This window comes from Pseudalkalibacillus sp. R45 (genome assembly GCF_052246725.1).
Lineage (GTDB): Bacteria > Bacillota > Bacilli > Bacillales > Fictibacillaceae > Pseudalkalibacillus.
On sequence record NZ_JBQQCL010000022.1, the window covers coordinates 44,827 to 63,670 of the forward strand.

13 protein-coding genes and 7 pseudogenes are annotated in these 18,844 nt (G+C 38.9%); 13 read left to right on the forward strand and 7 right to left on the reverse strand.

What is annotated here, in order from left to right; translation table 11 throughout:
• The first annotated feature begins 14 nt into the window (after window positions 1-14).
• From ACTWQL_RS22155 to ACTWQL_RS22170, 4 genes and pseudogenes are all read left to right on the forward strand, one after another.
• Window positions 15-1,388, forward strand: a complete 1,374-nt coding sequence (locus ACTWQL_RS22155) for a lipid II:glycine glycyltransferase FemX (RefSeq protein WP_443144555.1) — start codon at window positions 15-17, stop codon at window positions 1,386-1,388.
• Between the two features lie 384 nt (window positions 1,389-1,772).
• Window positions 1,773-2,212 (forward strand): annotated as a pseudogene (locus tag ACTWQL_RS22160) (hypothetical protein); the annotation flags it as partial.
• Between the two features lie 536 nt (window positions 2,213-2,748).
• Complete coding sequence (locus tag ACTWQL_RS22165) at window positions 2,749-3,465, forward strand: SDR family oxidoreductase (protein WP_443144556.1); 717 nt, start codon at window positions 2,749-2,751, stop codon at window positions 3,463-3,465.
• Window positions 3,466-3,633: 168 nt separating this feature from the next.
• Window positions 3,634-3,774: pseudogene (locus ACTWQL_RS22170) on the forward strand (MFS transporter); the annotation flags it as partial.
• Here the strand turns inward: ACTWQL_RS22170 and ACTWQL_RS22175 are convergent.
• Window positions 3,769-4,067, reverse strand: a pseudogene (locus ACTWQL_RS22175) (MFS transporter); the annotation flags it as partial. The pseudogenes ACTWQL_RS22170 and ACTWQL_RS22175 sit on opposite strands and share 6 nt — an antisense overlap.
• 37 nt (window positions 4,068-4,104) lie before the next feature.
• On the opposite strand from ACTWQL_RS22175, the gene ACTWQL_RS22180 reads away from it, so the two are divergent.
• Entirely contained in the window at window positions 4,105-4,323 is a 219-nt protein-coding gene (locus ACTWQL_RS22180) for an MFS transporter (protein ID WP_443144569.1), read from the forward strand.
• A 1,250-nt stretch (window positions 4,324-5,573) separates the two neighbouring features.
• A pseudogene (locus ACTWQL_RS22185) lies at window positions 5,574-5,864 on the forward strand (group II intron maturase-specific domain-containing protein); the annotation flags it as partial.
• Between the two features lie 243 nt (window positions 5,865-6,107).
• Here the strand turns inward: ACTWQL_RS22185 and ACTWQL_RS22190 are convergent.
• On the reverse strand, window positions 6,108-6,545 hold the full coding sequence (locus ACTWQL_RS22190) for an Lrp/AsnC family transcriptional regulator (RefSeq protein WP_443144557.1): 438 nt from the start codon (window positions 6,543-6,545) through the stop codon (window positions 6,108-6,110).
• A gap of 210 nt (window positions 6,546-6,755) precedes the next feature.
• On the opposite strand from ACTWQL_RS22190, the pseudogene ACTWQL_RS22195 reads away from it, so the two are divergent.
• From ACTWQL_RS22195 to ACTWQL_RS22210, 4 genes and pseudogenes are all read left to right on the forward strand, one after another.
• Window positions 6,756-7,793 (forward strand): annotated as a pseudogene (locus ACTWQL_RS22195) (oxidoreductase); the annotation flags it as partial.
• 112 nt (window positions 7,794-7,905) lie between these two features.
• Entirely contained in the window at window positions 7,906-8,337 is a 432-nt protein-coding gene (locus ACTWQL_RS22200) for a transposase (protein WP_443144558.1), read from the forward strand.
• Window positions 8,325-9,155 (forward strand): annotated as a pseudogene (locus ACTWQL_RS22205) (IS256 family transposase). The gene ACTWQL_RS22200 and the pseudogene ACTWQL_RS22205 overlap by 13 nt, the downstream one beginning before the upstream one ends.
• Window positions 9,156-9,228: 73 nt before the next feature.
• Window positions 9,229-10,053 carry an inositol monophosphatase family protein gene (locus ACTWQL_RS22210; RefSeq protein WP_443144570.1) on the forward strand — a complete coding sequence of 275 codons (825 nt, stop codon included), beginning with the start codon at window positions 9,229-9,231 and terminating at the stop codon, window positions 10,051-10,053.
• Window positions 10,054-10,341: 288 nt separating this feature from the next.
• Here ACTWQL_RS22210 and ACTWQL_RS22215 read toward each other — a convergent pair whose 3' ends face one another.
• From ACTWQL_RS22215 to ACTWQL_RS22225, 3 genes are all read right to left on the reverse strand, one after another.
• Window positions 10,342-11,595, reverse strand: coding sequence for an MDR family MFS transporter (locus ACTWQL_RS22215; protein ID WP_443144559.1), 1,254 nt, complete (start codon window positions 11,593-11,595; stop codon window positions 10,342-10,344).
• Between the two features lie 275 nt (window positions 11,596-11,870).
• The gene (locus ACTWQL_RS22220) at window positions 11,871-12,332 is read right to left on the reverse strand and encodes a hypothetical protein (protein ID WP_443144560.1); all 462 of its coding nucleotides are present in this window, start codon (window positions 12,330-12,332) and stop codon (window positions 11,871-11,873) included.
• A gap of 473 nt (window positions 12,333-12,805) precedes the next feature.
• Window positions 12,806-13,369, reverse strand: a complete 564-nt coding sequence (locus ACTWQL_RS22225; RefSeq protein WP_443144561.1) for a GNAT family N-acetyltransferase — start codon at window positions 13,367-13,369, stop codon at window positions 12,806-12,808.
• Between the two features lie 257 nt (window positions 13,370-13,626).
• On the opposite strand from ACTWQL_RS22225, the gene ACTWQL_RS22230 reads away from it, so the two are divergent.
• Complete coding sequence (locus tag ACTWQL_RS22230) at window positions 13,627-14,250, forward strand: CGNR zinc finger domain-containing protein (RefSeq protein WP_443144562.1); 624 nt, start codon at window positions 13,627-13,629, stop codon at window positions 14,248-14,250.
• Window positions 14,251-14,788: 538 nt separating this feature from the next.
• On the opposite strand, the gene ACTWQL_RS22235 is transcribed toward ACTWQL_RS22230, so the two are convergent.
• The gene (locus tag ACTWQL_RS22235) at window positions 14,789-14,947 is read right to left on the reverse strand and encodes a hypothetical protein (protein ID WP_443144563.1); all 159 of its coding nucleotides are present in this window, start codon (window positions 14,945-14,947) and stop codon (window positions 14,789-14,791) included.
• A 417-nt stretch (window positions 14,948-15,364) separates the two neighbouring features.
• Here ACTWQL_RS22235 and ltrA point away from each other — a divergent pair, with 417 nt between their 5' ends.
• Window positions 15,365-16,708 carry a group II intron reverse transcriptase/maturase gene (gene ltrA, locus ACTWQL_RS22240; RefSeq protein ID WP_443144564.1) on the forward strand — a complete coding sequence of 448 codons (1,344 nt, stop codon included), beginning with the start codon at window positions 15,365-15,367 and terminating at the stop codon, window positions 16,706-16,708.
• Between the two features lie 491 nt (window positions 16,709-17,199).
• Entirely contained in the window at window positions 17,200-18,486 is a 1,287-nt protein-coding gene (locus ACTWQL_RS22245; RefSeq protein WP_443144565.1) for a histidine--tRNA ligase, read from the forward strand.
• Between the two features lie 231 nt (window positions 18,487-18,717).
• On the opposite strand, the pseudogene ACTWQL_RS22250 reads toward ACTWQL_RS22245, so the two are convergent.
• Window positions 18,718-18,844, reverse strand: a pseudogene (locus tag ACTWQL_RS22250) (DNA/RNA non-specific endonuclease); the annotation flags it as partial.

Consider the following 18,844-nt stretch of genomic DNA (forward strand, 5'->3'; position numbering starts at 1 on the left):
AAGGGAGTTTTATGATGATCAAGTTCATTTCCGATATCGAAAAAGCCCATTATAAAAAGTTTTTAGAACATTACCCAGATTCCCATCTCTTTCAAAGTTATGAGTGGGGAGAATTAAAATCAAATTCTGGCTGGGAAGTAAAAACAGTCGGTCTCGAAGAAAATGGGGATTTGATTGCTGCTGCTTTGATTTTGTTGAAGTTCATTCCGATTGTAAACAAAAAGGTCGCCTATGCACCAAGAGGATTTCTATTCGGTTTTGAAAACAAGGATGTGGTTCAGCTATTCACCAGTCATTTGAAGGAATATTTATCTATGCAAAATGTGTTTATGTTCAGGATTGACCCCGATATATTGTACAGGGAACGTGACATCGATGGCTTGGCCGTTGAAGATGGAAATGACAACCTTAATACAATACAGTATTTGAAACAGATCGGGTATGTACATCGAGGCAAAGAATTGAATTATGGCGGATTCCAACCACGGTTCACCTTCCGTCTGAAGCTCAAAGATTCGAAAGAGGAAGTATTCCGAAAGTTTCATAGGCAAACCCAGTATAAAATTCGTTATGCACAGCGTCGTGGCATTGAAATTTTTGAAGGTGGGCGGGAACACTTGACTCTATTTGACGAGCTCAGTGATATAACAGCTGAAAGGCAACAATTTACAATGCGTCCACTATCCTATTTTGAAAAGATGTACGAAATTTTCACTCCGAGGGATCAATTCAAGTTATTTTTTTCAAAATGTAATTTAAAAACCTCAGTAGCATATGTGGAGGACCTGATTCGAACGAAGGATCAGGAACAGCTTTCAACCTTCAAAAAAATTCAAAAAAAGCCGGCAAGTACAAAAGTGGATAAACTCCAACAAAATCTCCAGCTTATTAGTGAACAATTAAGTAAATTAAAAGAAGAAGTAAAATATTTGAAAAAACTAAAAAGTGAGCATCCTGATGGTATCATCTTATCGGCCGCTATATTTATGAAACATGGCAATAAGGCATGGTATTTATATGGGGCGAGTCATAATGTCCTTCGTAATTATATGGCCAACTATCTGTTACAATGGCATATGATTCAGGAGGCACACGACGCAGGGTGCGAAATCTATGATTTTTATGGCATGTCTGGTGATTTGACCCCCAAAAACCCTCTTTATGGAATTTACAAGTTCAAACGCGGTTTCCTGCCTGAGTTCACTGAATTTGTTGGAGAATTTGACCTTGTGATATCACCATTTCACTATTACATCTTCACAAAAGCATTGCCGTTAAGAAAATGGTTTCGATCCAAACGACTCCAGGTGAAAGAAAAAATAACCCGCTACAAAATACCTGTGTTATGGAGGGAAGCCATCAATAGACTGATCTTTATCACGAAATGATGGGTTGTAAATTCGGAAAACAATTGTCAGGATCCGTAAGCGATTGTTTTCTATAGTATTTAATGATGATCAAGTTTTAAAGAACATCAAATTTAGCCATTTGAGACCCTCCCTTTTTCATCTAGACTGGATACATGAATTTATAAAAAAAGCTCCGATGAAAATAATCAAAGGAGCTTGAACCGAAGCCAATAAGCTAAAACCGGTCTTTCTTCCATAAAAGAAAACAAAAAAGAAATACACAAACCTATAATTGAACAAATTTACAAAGAGAGATAATAAAGAATAAACGCAAGCACACTGACATTGGTGCTTTTTATTGAAGGATTACGCCCACATACAAAATAATATTTGTGGTTATCCGAAGTTGGATATGCCTCAGTTCGCTTCGGTCGAAATAAAGAAGAGATTTTAAAGGAATGGAATGATATTACGAAGAACATTGAGTCGGACATCGTGGTTATGGATGTGCCTTTATTAAATACAATCCAATTTAAAGACAGATTGGGGACCTTTATTGCCGATTTAGTGTTACAGATTCTTTCTTGGATGGCACAAGAGGAACGAGAACGTGAAGGTATTGATGCAGCTATCAAGAATAGTGTTATCTTCGGCAGACCGAAAGCTAATATAACGGAAGAGTTCAAACAAGTTCATAAACATTGGAAATAAGGGAGATAACTGCGGTAAAGGCTATGCAGGAAGTGGGATTAAAAAAGACGACGTTTTACAAATTGGTAAAGGAGTATGAATCAGCTAATATAAATAGGAAGAAACTCATCAGATCAAAAAACACATTTTTGAAGTTTAACCAATCGTCTTAAACAATTGGGCGAGCAAGAAATTGTTCGTATTTATGGAATTCGCTTAGACATTGAGGGCTTTTTCAAAACGGCAAAGTTATTGAATCCGAAATTCTGCATAGGATTAGTTTCGGATCAGCTCAGCCGACGCATCTTTTTTCACGGCCTTAGATTTAGGGATTGGGCTGGGAGCCAAGGTTTAGTTACTCAGTACTTGGGCTTGGGTACCCATTCTTATTTACATTATGTACTATTTTCAGAGCAGAATTACACATTTCATATGTATCGAAATGTTGCACCAAGTAATCAGTGAATCTGACGCATTAAAATCGGTTCGCAGCTAAAGGGGTACGATTCGTATAAAAGGTTACGATCTATTTCATTCTAAAGTTGAGAATTTAATCCAGTCTAAAGTTGTAGGATTTGTCAGCATATTTACGGAAGATTATCCAGATAATCAACGTTATTATTTAAGCAAGCCAAAAATTAAAGAAGTTACTCACATGAAAAAGATTTGTTTTGAACCATTTACTATTAAATTATTGGAGGGGTCAAAAATGAATTTTGTTATTATTGGGGCGAGTAAAGGATTAGGTGATGCTTTCGTAAAAGGACTACCTGAAAAAGGGGATCATGTATGGATTGTTTCCAGAAGCCGTCCTAGAAGTTTGAACCTTGAGAATGGTGTTCACCGAACCTGGATACAAGCTGACTTATCACAAAGCACGTCAAGCGAACAAATAGCGGTAGCTTTAAAAGATGTACCAATTGATGTGTTCATCTATAATGCAGGAATATGGGAAAAGGAAGGGTATAAGGAGCATTATGATTTTGAAAAGGATGAACCAAACGATATCGAAAACATCCTCTATGTAAATACGACATCTGCCATCTTATGCACTCAAAAACTGCTCCCTAACTTAAAAAAATCCGAAAACGCAAAGGTGGTTTTGATAGGTTCCAATGATGGTAACGAAAATAACGAAAGTAGACAAGTAACTTATGTTGCTTCTAAGTTCGGGATACGTGGTATTGGGAATTCCTTAAGAGAGAATCTGAGGGAACACGAGATTGCCGTGACTTGTATTAACCCCGGTGAAATCGCAGCTACAATTCCTTTTGAGGAAGGGCGCGAAAAGCCCTTAGCTACTTTTAATAATAGAAGAATCCCTGTGCAGGATATCGTGTCATTGGTAAAGACGATCACCACCCTTTCCAAAGCATCCTGTGTTAAAGAGATAACTATGCCGGCGATGTGGGATACAAATGCGTAATAACTGTAATAAAGAGTAAAAACCATTATAACGGGTAGGGATCTACGAATAACTTGATTTCACTTTTCCTAACAATGAATATTCATAGAAGAAGATAATGACACTATTAACAATCTATAATCAAGTAGATAATCTTCAAGAAATTAAAGTCTTCTAAGAGGTATATGTATGAAATCACATGATAATAAAACCGTTCTCTTTTGTATATTAATTTGCTTTGCTGGCATATCCGGTTTTATACAAGGGATGTTGCTTCCTGTAATTGCTATTATCTTTGAAAAAGATGGGATGTCCTCGTCTCTTAATGGTGATTAGTCTTGTCATCAGGGGACCGGCAGCAAAACCAACACTAAATAACATTCCATATAGCGCTATATTTCTACCACGTTGATGGACACCTGAAAATGAAGTAATCCATGTTTGGATGGCAAAATGGAGTGCGGAATCACCAACACCTATCATCAATCTTAAAATAAACCAAAACCAAAAACTGTTCCATACAGGAAATAAAAGAAGACATGCTAAAAGCAAACTAACAATAATAATTGGTCTATAAATGGGGAAACCAAAATTAACCCTATATAAAAGCTAGTTGCATTTAAAATTGGAACTGGCATATTTCAATATCCACTAGGAATCATTAGCGATAAATATGGTAGAAAAAAGACACTCATTACCATTCTATCACTTGGTACTATGACTTTTTTCATAAGTGGTTTTATAACAGAGTTTTTAAGTTTGTTGCTAATGATCATCATTTTTACCGGAATGGTGTTAGGTTCCATGTTTACTATGGGTATTAGTTATATGACAGATTCCACGCCCAAAAGCCTCTTACCGACGGGGAATATAATTTGAGTATCGGCAGCCTGTTAGGGCAGTATTTACGCGGATTATTTATACAATACTCTACTGATTTTAATTATTTTCATTTTATTGGATATTTCCTTTTAACTATAACTATTCTCCTTTTGCTATCGAACAAGCATAAACGCAAAAGCTACTCGCAGTCCTTCTAAATCAATACTTTATATACACCCAGTTTGTATATTAAAAATTACTAGAACAAATTAATAGAATTCAAGGACATTTAATTTTATAAAAAATCGTCAAAATTAAAATGAGTAGGAGGAGGTGACTAACCCCCGACCTCTCACACACAACCCTATGAATACCTATACCGTGGTTTCATAAAAGTCTAATGTACTTCCAATGTTTTCAGTCCGTAAATACTCGTTATTGAGTGTGCGGCTTTGGACCGGGCTTCTAGTAACTTGCCAGAAGCTTTTTTTCTTGTATTTCCCATTCGTATGTTTTTTCTTCTGAAAGTTCCATTTTGCTGAGGTTTCGTATTCATGTTTTCTTAAGTTTCCATTCATTCCATCGAACCATTCGTACCTTTCTCCTTAAAATCTCATGTTTTAAGGACTGAAGGTGTTTACGAGCTCGAAGTAGTTCCCCAAGCTGAAAATGTATTCATCTTTTGTGTGGATTTATAAAAACTAAAACCGAGGAATTTCATTTCCATGGTTGGTAAATGGAGAACTTTTCTCCCGGTTGACTATCAGTTTTTATTCGAGGTACCATGTTTTCGAGTGTGGCAATAATCAGTGTAGCGGACGAAATGGATAGCTCGTAATTCCAGTTTCTTATCCAGTTATAATCCTATACAATGATTGAAAAAGATGCAAGAACTATGAATTTCAATCCGGCCAACAGTTTCAATTTTATTGGGGAGAAGCAGATATTATTCTCCAGGGTTATTTGACGAAATTGACATGTAAATTTATGTTTTCAAGGAAGACTAAGGAAACCCTATACTAATCATCTACATAGCATCATTCCTATTTAATTTAAGGTCTAACTTCACTCTCTAATACTTGTCTGCATCAAGAAGAGGTGATAAACGTACTTTTTGTGTTTGTAAGGCTATACCATCTATATGTCGGCAATCCATCATCACTGCTTTTTTATTGAATTCTTTGAGATAAGGTTCAGGTCCTACTGAACAAAGAATCTCAAATCCCCCTCCATTAAATACATAAATTAATCACTACCTGTCTCTACTCTGCTTCCATACGGATAAATATAAATATCGGTGGGTCCCGTGCGGATACTTCGCATTAGCGGACACGCATAGTGTGTTCTAATGGATGAGTGGATTCGAAGCCGGTTGAGGATGTGTGTGGAAAGACTGGAAACGACCAAAGACCCACAAGAGGAAACTTATCGGTATCGGTGTGCCAAAAGAGAAGGCTCATGAATGGGCTAACTCCAGAAAAGCATATTGGCGTATTGCCGGTAGTCCAGTACTCAAGAAAACCCTAGACAATTCCTACTGGAGTCGACTAGGGTTGCGTAGCTTACATCAAAGATATCAATTCTTATGTCAATCTTAGAGAAACCGCCATATACGTGTCCGTACGTACGGTGGTGTGAGAGGTCGGGGGTTAGTCACCCCCTCCTACTCGATTTTCATCATGTTTACTTTCGTACAGAAATTAACTATCAGATCCTTGTCCCGCCTTTCACACTGAATCACAAGAAAATCCCTCCAATAACAGTAGCACACCATCCGTTTTGGAACTGTCGGGCTCATATTATTAAATGCTGTGTTATGGAGGGCTGAATTTTGATAACCATTATTCCTTGGTAATAGGCATGATACTTTTGTTTTTAACAGGTGAGGATAAAACGATCAGAGTCGTGGAATCGCCGTGTTTGCCACTTGCATTGATGAAGGATTCCAGTGTTTCCGTGGATTCTGCAACTACCTTGAGCAGATAATTATATTGACCACTGATCCGATGTACTTCAATCACATCATCGGAATCCTGACAAAATTGAATGAACTTCTCACAGTCTTTGGTATGAAACAATAAAAAAGCTGTTGTGTGTCTATTTACTTTTTGAGGGTTTACCATCGCTCGGTAATGGTCAATCACCTCATTTTCTTCAAGTCTTTTCACTCTCTCTGTCACCGCTGGCTGTGACATCGCGACTTTCTTCCCTAATTCGGTCATGGAAAGTCGAGCTTGTTTTTGGAGAGTAAGTAAAATATCCTTATCAGTCTGATCCATATTTCTTCCTCCTTTTCATATCCTAATGAAAGCTTTCTTTGCACTTTATGAACCTATAATTCATTTGTAAAAATTTATTATTTCCTATATTTTATAACAAATCTAAGTAAAATTTATTGAATATTACCTGTAAAATCCCCCCTGATTTCATTATTATTGATGTAATCCATGATGAAGAGGGGAGATCCAATGCTGAACATGTATCCATCTTTACTAAAACCCATCCAAATCGGTGGATGGAGACTTAGAAATAGAATTACGATGGCGCCAATGACACGCTGTTTTGCAGATGAAAAAACGGGAGTGGTAGGAAAAGATGTAGTTGAATATTACAGAAAGAGAGCCGCTGATGGAATTGGCCTTATCATTACCGAAGGAATCATCATCAGCCCTCGTGCTAACGGTACTTTCAATCTCCCGGGTTTATACACTGAGGAACAAGTTAAAGGATGGAGGAAAGTGACGGAGGCTATTCACGAAAAAGGCGGTACTAAAATCGCTCAATTGTGGCATGTTGGCAGATTGACTCATTCTGACCTGACAGGTGGTTTCCCTCCGCAGGCTCCATCTGCCATCAAAGCAAACGGACATGTGCATCGTTATGGGAAACCATTTGATGTGCCTGAGGAAATGACAAAAGCGGATATTAAAGAAACCATACGCCAATACGCAAAAGCGGCTAAAAATACGATGAAAGCTGGATTTGACGGTGTGGAAGTACACGGGGCTCATGGGTACCTGATCGATCAGTTCAATTCAGAAATTTCCAATATACGAACTGACGAGTATGGCGGAGATTTAGCACAAAGATTAATATTTATGAAAGAGGTCCTTCATGCTGTCCTGGAAGAAGCAGGGACTGACAGGACCGTTATCCGGTTTTCGGAATTGAAAGACGATGCACCAGAGTATAAGTGGGAGGATCCAGAAACTGCCGTTCAAACATTTATTGATGCGTTCCGGGAAGTGGGGATAAAAATTCTCCACCCCTCCGTCCATCACTTTGACAATGTATTGAAAAATGGGCAAACACTACATGAACTTGTTAGAAAGTATTGGGAGGACCCGATCATTGGAGTAGGAAATCTAAATCCCTCTCTTGCAGATAATGCGCTTGAGAAGGGTATCATCAACCTTGCAGCATTCGGCCGGCCACTACTTGCCAATCCTGACTTTGTATCCAAAGTGAAAATGGGATCATCTTTGGAAGTCTATGATGGCAAAAAACATCTTGCAGTGCTTATATAAAAGAGTGCCAGATGGTTTATAAAAGTATGTGTAAGGTCTTTGACAAACAAAAAAGGACAAAGTACTCTCTGAGTTATCACCACAATAACCTAACGAGAGGAGCACTTTGTCCATGTCTTATTCTAACACAGAGAACTTAGACACTGCCAATATCCTTAAGATCGCGATACAAGAAGTACTCAAAGAAAAAACGGAATTGATTCTTCGAGAAGAAATTCAAAATGCATTGAAGAATGAACCTATTGGAGAAAACAACGCACGGAATGGCTACTACTCTCGAACCCTAGACACAATGTATGGGAAGGTGGAAAATCTCGAAGTCCCCCGTGACCGTAATGGAGACTTTCAAACAGCGATGTTTCAGCCCTATAACCGTCGTATGGTAGCTGTTGACGAATTAATTATCCAGCTCTATCAACACGGTGTAGGTGTACGCCAAGTGGGAAAGATCATGAAAAGCCTTTTGGGTGATCAATATTCCCAAGGAACAGTCTCTAATGTAACATGTGCAGTCATGGATGACGTCAAAACATGGCCCCCCTAAAGAAGCGATACTTCGCCCTTTATCTTGATGCCTTGTTTGTGAAGGTGCGTCGAGACACGGTAGGGAAAGAGGCTGTTTATATCTCGTTAGGAATCACCCCAGATGGACATCGGGAGATTCTTGGTTTTTATGTAGGCGGTCGGGAAACATCAAATGGTTGGCGAGATATTTTAAATGATCTTAATCAAAGAGGTATCCAGAAAATCCTATTAGGAGTACCTGGGCTCGAAGAGGCTTTCCGTTCCTACTTTCCAAAAGCTGATGTGCAACGATGTATTGTCCATCAAATGAGAACGACATTGAGTAAGGTACGTAAGAAGGCTCAGTCTGCCTTTAGTAAAGATCTAAAGACTATTTTCAATCACAAGACTACGACGAAGCGCTAAAAGCTTTTCAAGCCGTAAAGGACAAATGGGGGAAAACGCTATATTCGGGAAATAGAAGGTTGGGAAGAAAACGTATCTGTTTTCCTGATATTTTTGGATTACCCAAAAGAAATTCAACGATATATTTATACGACAAACTTAAACGAACGTACAAATAAGGAAGTACGGAAACGACTCAAAACGATGAACAGTCTCCCAAACCTTGAGGCAGCTGAAAAAATCATCTACCTGACAGCGAGTGAATATAACGATGAATGGGCTTCCAGGAAGTTGAATGGTTTTAAAACGCCCATGATCAAATTCAAAAGAAGTTTACCTTCCGTTACGGTTCGACCGATGCGCTGGAGATGTCAGAGGTTTCGAAAAAGTAAATTGCCTTGTCCCTCAGGAGGCCTCCTGAGGGACAAGGCAAACTCAGTCAAAAATGAATAGATAACTCCAGGGGGTTCTCAGTTTACAAATAATTATTGACACAACCAACTAATGAGAGGAATGTGCATAATTGATGAATCAAAAAGCTAATGAATGGGCGAATTTTGCTGAAAAGGTTGTAAGAAATGCTGGTAAACGTGTTGTAGAGATTCGTGAAGAAGGTATTGTGGATAAAATGTTTAAAAATGATGGTGAACTTGTAACATCAGCAGATTTAGAGTCAGATAAAATAATACGAGAAGCGATTACTCAGTGTTATCCTGAACATCGTATACTCTCTGAAGAGAGTCGAGTAAATGGGTGGGGGGATATTACTTTTGATGGTCCCCTTTGGATCATTGATCCTTTAGGCGGAACAGTGAACTATGCTAATAACCTTCCTCATTTCGGTATTTCCATAGCAATTGCATTTGATGGCATTGTTTGGGCAGGAGCAGTATACGCACCCGATCTGAATTGTACATACGTAGGAATACGGAACCAAGGTGCTTACTGTAACGGTGAATTGCTGAAAATATGCAACAGCCCTGAGTCAATAACTGATGCGATAATTGGCACTGGATTCCCGCATAACAAAAATGATTTGAAGTCTGCCCTATCCCGAGTAAATATACTAAGTACGAATTGTCGTGATATTAGACGATTTGCAGCTCCTACGATAGATATTTGCTATGTGGCATCTGGAAAACTGCATGGTCATACTGAGAGCCTCGCTCCATGGGATGTGGCTGCTTCTGGACTTATTGCCCGTGAGGCTGGGGCATTAACCGGTCATGTAAACGCTGTTCCCGATGGAATACCGATAGAATTATATGGTGATGATGTCTTGTTTTCAGCACCAAATATCTTTATTGATCTTTTACATTTACTCCGTTTGCCAAATACAAAAGAACCGTAAAGAACATAGAGGATTTATTCCACTAAAGGGAGCTTTTCTGTAACAAGGAAAGTTCTTTCTTTATTTAAAGTTTTGTTGAACAACATTTAATCAGATATAATTCTAAGTTTGAAAATTTATTACGGAGTCTGAATTGAATTATACCATAAAAAAATCGCAGGAAAAACGAGATCAGCCTTAGTCATTCTGGTACCAATTTTCATGTTATTCCCGAGGTAAAATCCCTCGGGGGATTTGATTTTGGCTGCTTCTTGAAACGAGTTCTGTCTAACTATAAGAGCCTTTCCATCAAACTACTTGCTTCATTTTCCCATCTTCTTTACGTGCATCGAGTCCTGGTGAGATGAAAAAGTAGATGAGTGTTCCTGTCAGTCCGATGGCAGTAATCAGAATCGCCATAACGACAGTCGGAAGAATTGCTCCTAACGTAACGGTAATGGAAACGATAAACATCGCCAGGTTATACTTCAACCCGTCGAACGCCATGTATGAACTTCTTGCATCTTTAGGAGGGATCGATGCCATATAAGATTGCTCAATCGGTACCCGGCAAACTTCCCCGACCGTAAGGACGACCATCATGATCAAGAGAAGCGTCATGTTGTTAGAGTAAGCGATGACTCCATAGCCTATTGTAAAAAAGAAACAGCTCCATACTAAAACGGATTTGTCCTTGAATGGCTCGATCAGCCTTGTTGCAAAAAGCGCCATCAACACAACCAGGATCGTATTTTCACTTCGTAAGAAGCCCATAGCCTGAACTCCATCGATATTCCAGAAAAGAAACTGCTGGGTCGGCATTTCCTCACTCAGTCGAATTCCTACGTAGTTCATCAACTGGAATTCCATCGATAAAATCAGGACCCCTGCAATGACGTACAAAACGAACAGTCGGTCTTGAAGGACTTTTTGATAACTGGAAAAGAGCTGTAGGACATGCTCTTGAGGTGTCAGAACCGTACTCACTGGTGCATAACTCTCGGATATGAAGAAAGCGACTAGAACGACTATGATCGCCGTTACAAAACTTAGTGCAAGGAACAGTTCGAACAAGTAATCTCTGAATAAGAACGCGCCTAATATCCCACCGATCGCGATGGATAGGTTACTTGCCCAGAAGGTGATCGAGTACATCAGCTTTCGCTGTTCCGGGGTGCTCACATCGATGAGCATCGCCTGATTGGCAGGTCTTGCGAGCCCCCAACAGATGCTGTTCACAGTCATCATCATGAATGTGATGATAGGTGAAAAGAACCATGGAGAGTTACAGATCATCATGATGAAAAACGCGACGAATCGGAATATTTCCGCAAACAACATGATCTTTTTTCGACCGAACTGTTCAGCAAAATAGCCGCCGATGAAATTGTTCCCGAGCCCTATGAAGACATTGAACAGTAATAACAGACCCGCCATTTTGGTGCCAAAATGTACAGCCAGATAAATGGACATGAACGGAAAAATCATACTGCCGACAAAGCCGCTCATGAACGTTTCAACGATCCGGATCTTAATGTTCTTGTGAAAATCTCTGAATCGCATAGTATACCTTCTCTCTATTTGTCATTTTGCTTTAGGAGTCATCATGATTAAGGATTCCAAGCAACTTACGATAGACCAACTCTTCAGTAATTCCTGTTGCTTGAGTTTCTGTTGACTTCTAAGTCCTTAAATTCCGAAACCAAAGGAAATCAAATTTGGGTGCGATGGTATTTAATCGTCCGACCATCCCAATCAAAAACTGGGCATACAGGGATGGATCTGCAACCATTTCCTTGGCTATGTGTTGAACAATGGCGGTTGGATTATTTTAAAAGCTACACCTTGATTACTTTTAACATTTGTCGAATAGCTCCAAGATGATATGCTGAATGAGCCAAAGAACCTAATACCTCTTTTGTAAGTAGTTCATTCCATTCAATAACATCGAGTGTTTCCAAAAATGTTAAGTATTCATGTAGTAATTCTTCCCGAATCCGACTCCATCCCTTTTCATCCACTAAATTAATTTTCCAACTTTCTCCCCAATCCATTTTTGGCTGCTTGCCATCTTTCAGAATGGCATTCGTTCCCCATAAATAAAACCGGGTATGGTCAGCGTGAGCGGCAACCGTCGTCCCCTTAACCGCAATTGAAGCCTCATTTGCAGTTAACTGATCAAGAGTCCCGAAAAGTCCGCTGTTTGGCTGTGACTCTGTGAACATACTTCCTTCACTAAGCCGTCCCTCGAATGTTTCCTTTACCATCGTTTTAATCGAATTTCTTAATGTTTCACTCATCTTAATCCCTCCAATAAATTTTGTTATGCATAATCACAACAGCCAAGTGAATCAAACCGGTTAGGTCAAATAATGGTGATCCGTATCACCGTCTTCCGTAGAATTCCTTATTCCCACGAAGTCATTTTGATGCTCGAAAAATCAAGTAGGTGTTGGTCAAAAATTTTGGTCACCATAATCCTCTCTTCTTCCCATTACTTTGAAATTCAAGTCCGTCTTCAAGATGACGGTTAGCTATAATTTTTTTGAAAAAAGTTTTGTGAATAACGTTTTATAAAAAGGATGCTTATATTTATTTAATGACTCGTATTTCCAAGCCTCGCGATTAATAAATTCAAGTTTTCGTGTTAAACTTTCTATTCGATATTGATAGTCATCATTCATGAAAAACCCTCCTCGGTGCATAGTCGTTTTTCCAGAGCGAGGGAATCGGTCTTCACAGTTTTCATAAAGCGGTACACTTCCATAAGAAATCAGGTTATTTCATACCTCATTATGGGGCGTTTTGGATGGCGACGGTGAACTTCAACAAAATTGAATTCTTGATAAAAATCGATTGTCCCCATGTAAATGGCTGCATCAGAAGTTCTGCCAGCAAAGTCCTTTGGGAAGGCTTCCAAAGTTTTGGCACCTTGTGTCTTTGCGAATTCAATTGCCTCACTCAACAATTGCCTTGTAATCCCTCGATTTCTGAAATCTTTGTGTACGTAAAAACAAAGAATGGACCACACCGGTTTATCATCTACCGGTTTAAAAACATGAGAATGATTGATTCGTTTACTAAATTCCTCGCGCGGTGCAATTGAACACCAACCGACTGGCTGATCCTCTACATATGCCAATAACCCCGGTTCCCGTTCTTCTTGAACAATGTTTTTAAAATCAGCGCGATTGACAGCGTTACTTCTTTTTTTAAAATCTTTATTTCTTACTCGCCAGTACATACACCAACACCCATCACAAGCCCCATTTTTTCCAAACAGATGCACCACATCATGCCATCGCTCTGGTGTTAACGGATGGATTTCAACTTTCATTTAAGTCGCTCCCTTCAAAAACTTCATGAAATTGATTTGCCCGTAGTGGGCGACATCCTTTACTTTTCCAAAACGATTTTCGAGTGAAATCAGTAAATTACTTCTAGACGTATATAACCTTCTATAATTGTTTTGATGGTTATATTATGAAGTGGTTGATTCTAACTGTCAATACCTTTTATAATGGTTATAAGAAAAATTCAAAGTTATATTGAACGGACTGTCAAAATACTTACGGTAAGACAAGGAGATGTCATATGCCTGATATAAATAAAGATGTACACAAGCATGATTTGCTCGGCGGACGTTTGTGTTTAGATTTTGCCAATACAGTAAGTTGGCACGATAGCAGTGAGGAATCACAGGAGTTGCTGACGAGTTACGAGAAACTGGTAAACTGGAGTATGCATGCCAATATTCTTAAGAAACACCAATCACTTTCACTACTAAAAAAAGCAGAAAATCGACCTTCAAAAGCAAAAGAGGTTCTCCAACAAGCTATTGAGCTGCGGGAATCGATTTACCAAATTTTTAGTTTAGTATCAAACAATGAAACACCAGCCTCTAAAGATCTTTCTATTTTGAATGAAGCCTTAGGCAATGCTTACGGGGTGGTGCGACTAGTGCCTGGTAAAAATAAATTTTCATTGGAATTTTTGAATTGTGAAGAAACATTAGACGGAATGCTTCCACCGATTGTTCAATCTGCCATAGAGATTCTTATTTCTGAAAAAGAACTAAGTAGGGTGAAAAAGTGTGAAGGGGATCCGTGTGGTTGGCTGTTTTTGGATACAAGCCGCAATCGTAGCAGACGTTGGTGTTCGATGGCAGACTGCGGGAATCGTGCAAAAGCAAAGCGGTTTTATCATAATAAAAAATAATAGCTCCTAATACGGAGTTGTTCTGCTTTAAATGGCACAATACCTCTATCTTCAAACATGGGCTTCATCCAGCCTTTACGCAGTTTAATCAGCCTTTTTATGTCATCAATAAACAATACTTGGTGATGTTATTGATATTCAACAAACGGTGGCCGCTCGACAAGTTCTGTTATAAGCGCTTTGAAGCGTGAAATACAGAGGATTTCCTGATAAATCCTAACTTTACAACGGAGGATGGGAATGACGGAACCATGTTTCTCGAAACCATCCCGTCAATACTCCTGCATGCGTTAATGTCCATTGTCATCACTATCTCCCGAAACATTTAGGAGGCAATGACCAGTTTCAGAATCTCCGTATCCTCCATGAAGATATTCATCGCTTAGTTCATATGAATGATGATGAAAGGATTGACTTACTCCTCTACAAGCTAGGAATAAATCAACCGATGCTAGACAAAATCAATCAATACCGTAAGGTATGTGAATTGGATAGCATTGAACCATCCCGTCTCGAAGGGTAACAAGGAACTTATAATCTAGTACATATTGTTAGATGGAGCGCCGAATGCTGGGAAACTAGCACGTTCGGTGCGGAGCGGGTTGCGCCTTGAAAGCTCAAGGAAAACATACGACCTGAAATGGTCGTCTAGATAAAGCTTAGCCAGCAGTCTAGCACCGAGTCTTGCGTGGTTCATGGTAACATGCTCTGCGAAGCGTAGACAGGAAGATAGCAGGCTGGAATAAAGTGAAGAGGATAAATTAGCCCCGAAATAGCACGTATTGTGAAGTAGCCGACCTTGTCCCTGCATAGGGAAGGCAGAAATGATGTAACCGGTTAAAAGGCAAGGTTTTATCATTACTTCCGGGGTTCGTACCTACGGCATGTTATCAATGGGTTCCTTGGGAACAAGGGAGGTCCGATAGACTTCTGCCGAAGGTAGATAAAGTTGAACAAGCCCACAAAGTGAGGACAGCTTGATAGTCTATCGGAAGTCTTACTGACTGATAGTACTCTGAGGTAGGGAAAGCCTGCTACATGGGAAAGCGGTCAGCAGAAATTGAATCTTTCTAAGGAAACATGAGCTCCATTCAATGGGAGGGCTCGGTCCTTAATGCAAAGTAAGGAGAAACCAGTCATGATAACGGGATTAGAAAGAATAGCAGCTAAAGCTAACAATGAGACTAAAGTTCAATTTACGTCATTGGCTCACCACATATCGAAGGACCTCGTAAGAGGAAGTCTAGAGCATATGCCGAAAGATACTTCAGCCGGGATAGATGGTATTACACGGGACATGGCTATCCATGACTTTGAAAACTGGATTCAAGACATGATGAATTCAATACACAGGATGAGTTATAAACCCCCAGAAGTTCGTAGAGTTTGGATACCAAAACCCGGGAAAACAGAGAAGCGACCTATAGGAGTGCCTTGTGTAGCCGATAGAGCTTTACAAAGAAGTACCTCAACGGTACTATCTGCGATATATGAACAAGATTTCCTAAATTGTTCATTCGGAGGGAGACCAAAAAGAGGAGCCCATAACGCTCTAGCCACGCTGGATGAGATTATTTCAGGAAAGAAGGTTAGCTGGGTTCTTGAAGCTGATCTGAAGAACTTCTTTGGTACTCTTGATCATAAGTGGATTATCAAATTTGTTGAACACAGAATAGCTGACCCAAGAATTATCAGTTTAATCAAACGATGGCTTAAAGCAGGAGTGCTCGAAGAAGGGAAAGTTTATACCAGTGAAACCGGAACCCCGCAAGGGGGTTCGATTAGTGTCTTGCTTAGTAACATCTACTTACACTATGTACTTGACCTTTGGTTTGAAAAAGCAATAAAGCCTAAACTAAATGGTGAAGCGTACCTTGTACGATATATAGATGACTTTGTAGTATGCTTCCAATTTCGGTCCGATGCCATTCGGTTTCATAAAGTCCTAAAGAAACGGTTGAATAAATTTTCACTAGAGCTAGAGCCGAATAAAACAAGACTCGTAGAATTTGGTAGATTTGCAAGCAAACACTCAAAACGAAGAAACAATAAACTGGAAACCTTCTATTTCTTAGGTTTTACTCATTTCTGTACGAGGAATCGCAAAGGTAATTTCATGGTGGGGAGGAAGACCGAAAAGACAAGGTTTCGAAGAAGCCTAAGCAAGCTTAAAGACACTCTTCGTAAAATTAGACATTGGCCAGTTAAGGACCAAGCTCAGATATTAAACCAAATTCTTAGGGGTCATTACAACTACTATGGGTTAGCTGGCAATCTGAAGTCGCTATGTAAAATATACTGTAGAACTGAGCTATATTGGCGTAAAATGTTAAGCAGTCGAAGCCAGAAAAGTCATGTCACATGGAGGAAATTCCAAAAGACGAAATCTGCCTTTCCATTAGAACGTCCAAAACTTTCAATACCCTATAAAGATTTGAAAAAGTACGTTATGCTGTGAACCAATTTCTGAAGAGCCCGGTGCGGGAAATCCGCACGCCGGGTTCTGTGGGGGTTAGAGCCGTCAATTGGACGGCCTTTCTACCCGGAGAAAAGTCGGAGATAACTTCAAACGCTTACCTATTGCTGAATATCTGAAGTAAGGATATGTCTTTTTATAATGAAATTAATGATTGAGTAAATCCTATAATTTGAAATAATTGGTATTAAGCTAGAGGGCAGTTTAACGGAAGAAGACCTTGAAATTTTACTGAAAAGAAACATTGCAAAATAAGGTGGCATAGTATACAATGGTTGGAAATTAGAGGTGAACAAAAATGTCATCCTTCAAGAATCTAGTTTCATTCATACAATTCCATCATCATATCAATTAGCCTTGCTATTCGATTAGAATCGAAAATAGGAAGGCTATTTATAATTAACCGCATTTGATTAAGTTAAACACTTAAATCAAGTGCGGTTTTTAATTTTTATAAAAATGGAGGTAAAAAAATGCGGAAAATGGATTATCAAAATGTAAAAGGGACACAAGATTACTTGTCGAATGCTGAGGGAGTAAAAAGAGATATCAAAAGAACATTGGAAGATGTATTTATTCAGTATGGATGTAAACCTTTAGAAACACCTATTTTAAACTATACAGATCTGCTTGCTTCTAAATATGGTGGAGGATCAGAGATTCTAGAGGAAATGTATACGTTAACTGACAGAGGAAAAAGAGAATTGGCTTTACGTTATGATCTCACTATCCCATTTGCAAAAGTTGTAGCAATGAATCCAACAATAAGGCTGCCATTTAAAAGATACGAAATAGGAAAAGTATTTCGCGATGGTCCAGTAAAAGAAGGAAGGTTCCGTGAGTTTACCCAATGCGACGTTGACGTGGTAGGAGTAGAGTCCCAATTAGCTGAAGCTGAATTAATGATAATGGCATTAGATGCGTTCCGTAAACTGGATTTGAAAGTAACAATACAATATAACAACAGGAAATTACTAGTAGGAATGCTTGAAATTTTTGAGACAGATCCAGAAGAAATGAACAAAGTAGTATTAATATTAGATAAACTTGAAAAGGTTGGTCTAGAAGCGGTATTAAGTGAATTGGGTGACCAAGGTTTGTCCAGATCAACTCTTGAATCAATTCGAAAATTTTTGATTGATAAGAGTAACTCCAGTTTTACTTATTTTGAGTCATACTCAAAACAAAATGAACTTGTAAACCAAGGATTAAATGAGTTAAAAGAGCTGGAAGATTATTTAGGCTTACTCGGTGCAAGTACACAATGCGTCTTTAATCCTTTTTTAGCAAGAGGTTTGGAAATATACACAGGTACGATTTATGAAATCTTCTTATCTGATCAGTCCATAAAATCTAGCATTGGAAGTGGTGGAAGATATGATAATGCAATCGGTGGATTTATTGGAACGAATGATAAGTTTTCAACAGTAGGGATATCCTTTGGATTAGACGTCATTTATACGGCTCTAAGCAAATCAATAACAATTACAGAACGTTCGAATGTGGACTATTATGTTATCCCATTAAAAACACAAAAAGAATCCTTACTGGTTGCAAGCTATTTAAGAAATCAAGGCTATAAAGTTGAGTATGAACTGATGAACAAGAAATTAGGCAAGGCACTGGAAAAAGCAAACAAAGAAAATATCCCAAATGTTATCATAATTGGAGAAGATGAAGTCAGAAATAATCGAATCACGATAAAAAATATGGATAGTGGAGAAGAAAGGTTCGAATCTTTTCAATTTGATAATAAGTAATATGTGGTACTCAAGAAAAGGGGGCTTTAATGAAGTAAACTCCTCAATTATATAACGCAAAAAAGAGCTCAGAGCTCTTTTTCTTATGATTCTTTTGTGAAAATGCCTGTGAAAAACGTGTGATTTACATTGCGATTTTAGCTTCGATTTCCGATTTTTGTACTTCAAAACGGAACCCGTTAGGAAGTCCCGAGCCTTTTTGTTATGGTTTTGTATCAAATTTCTCGAACCTTATTCTCCAACCATCCCGTCGCCATCATTATCTCGCATGTGAGGGTACAACCAATGATCGCTCGTGATTGGCATACTGAAGCCCGCTGCTTTCGCTTCTTTAATTGTCACCAGTCCATTACCGTTC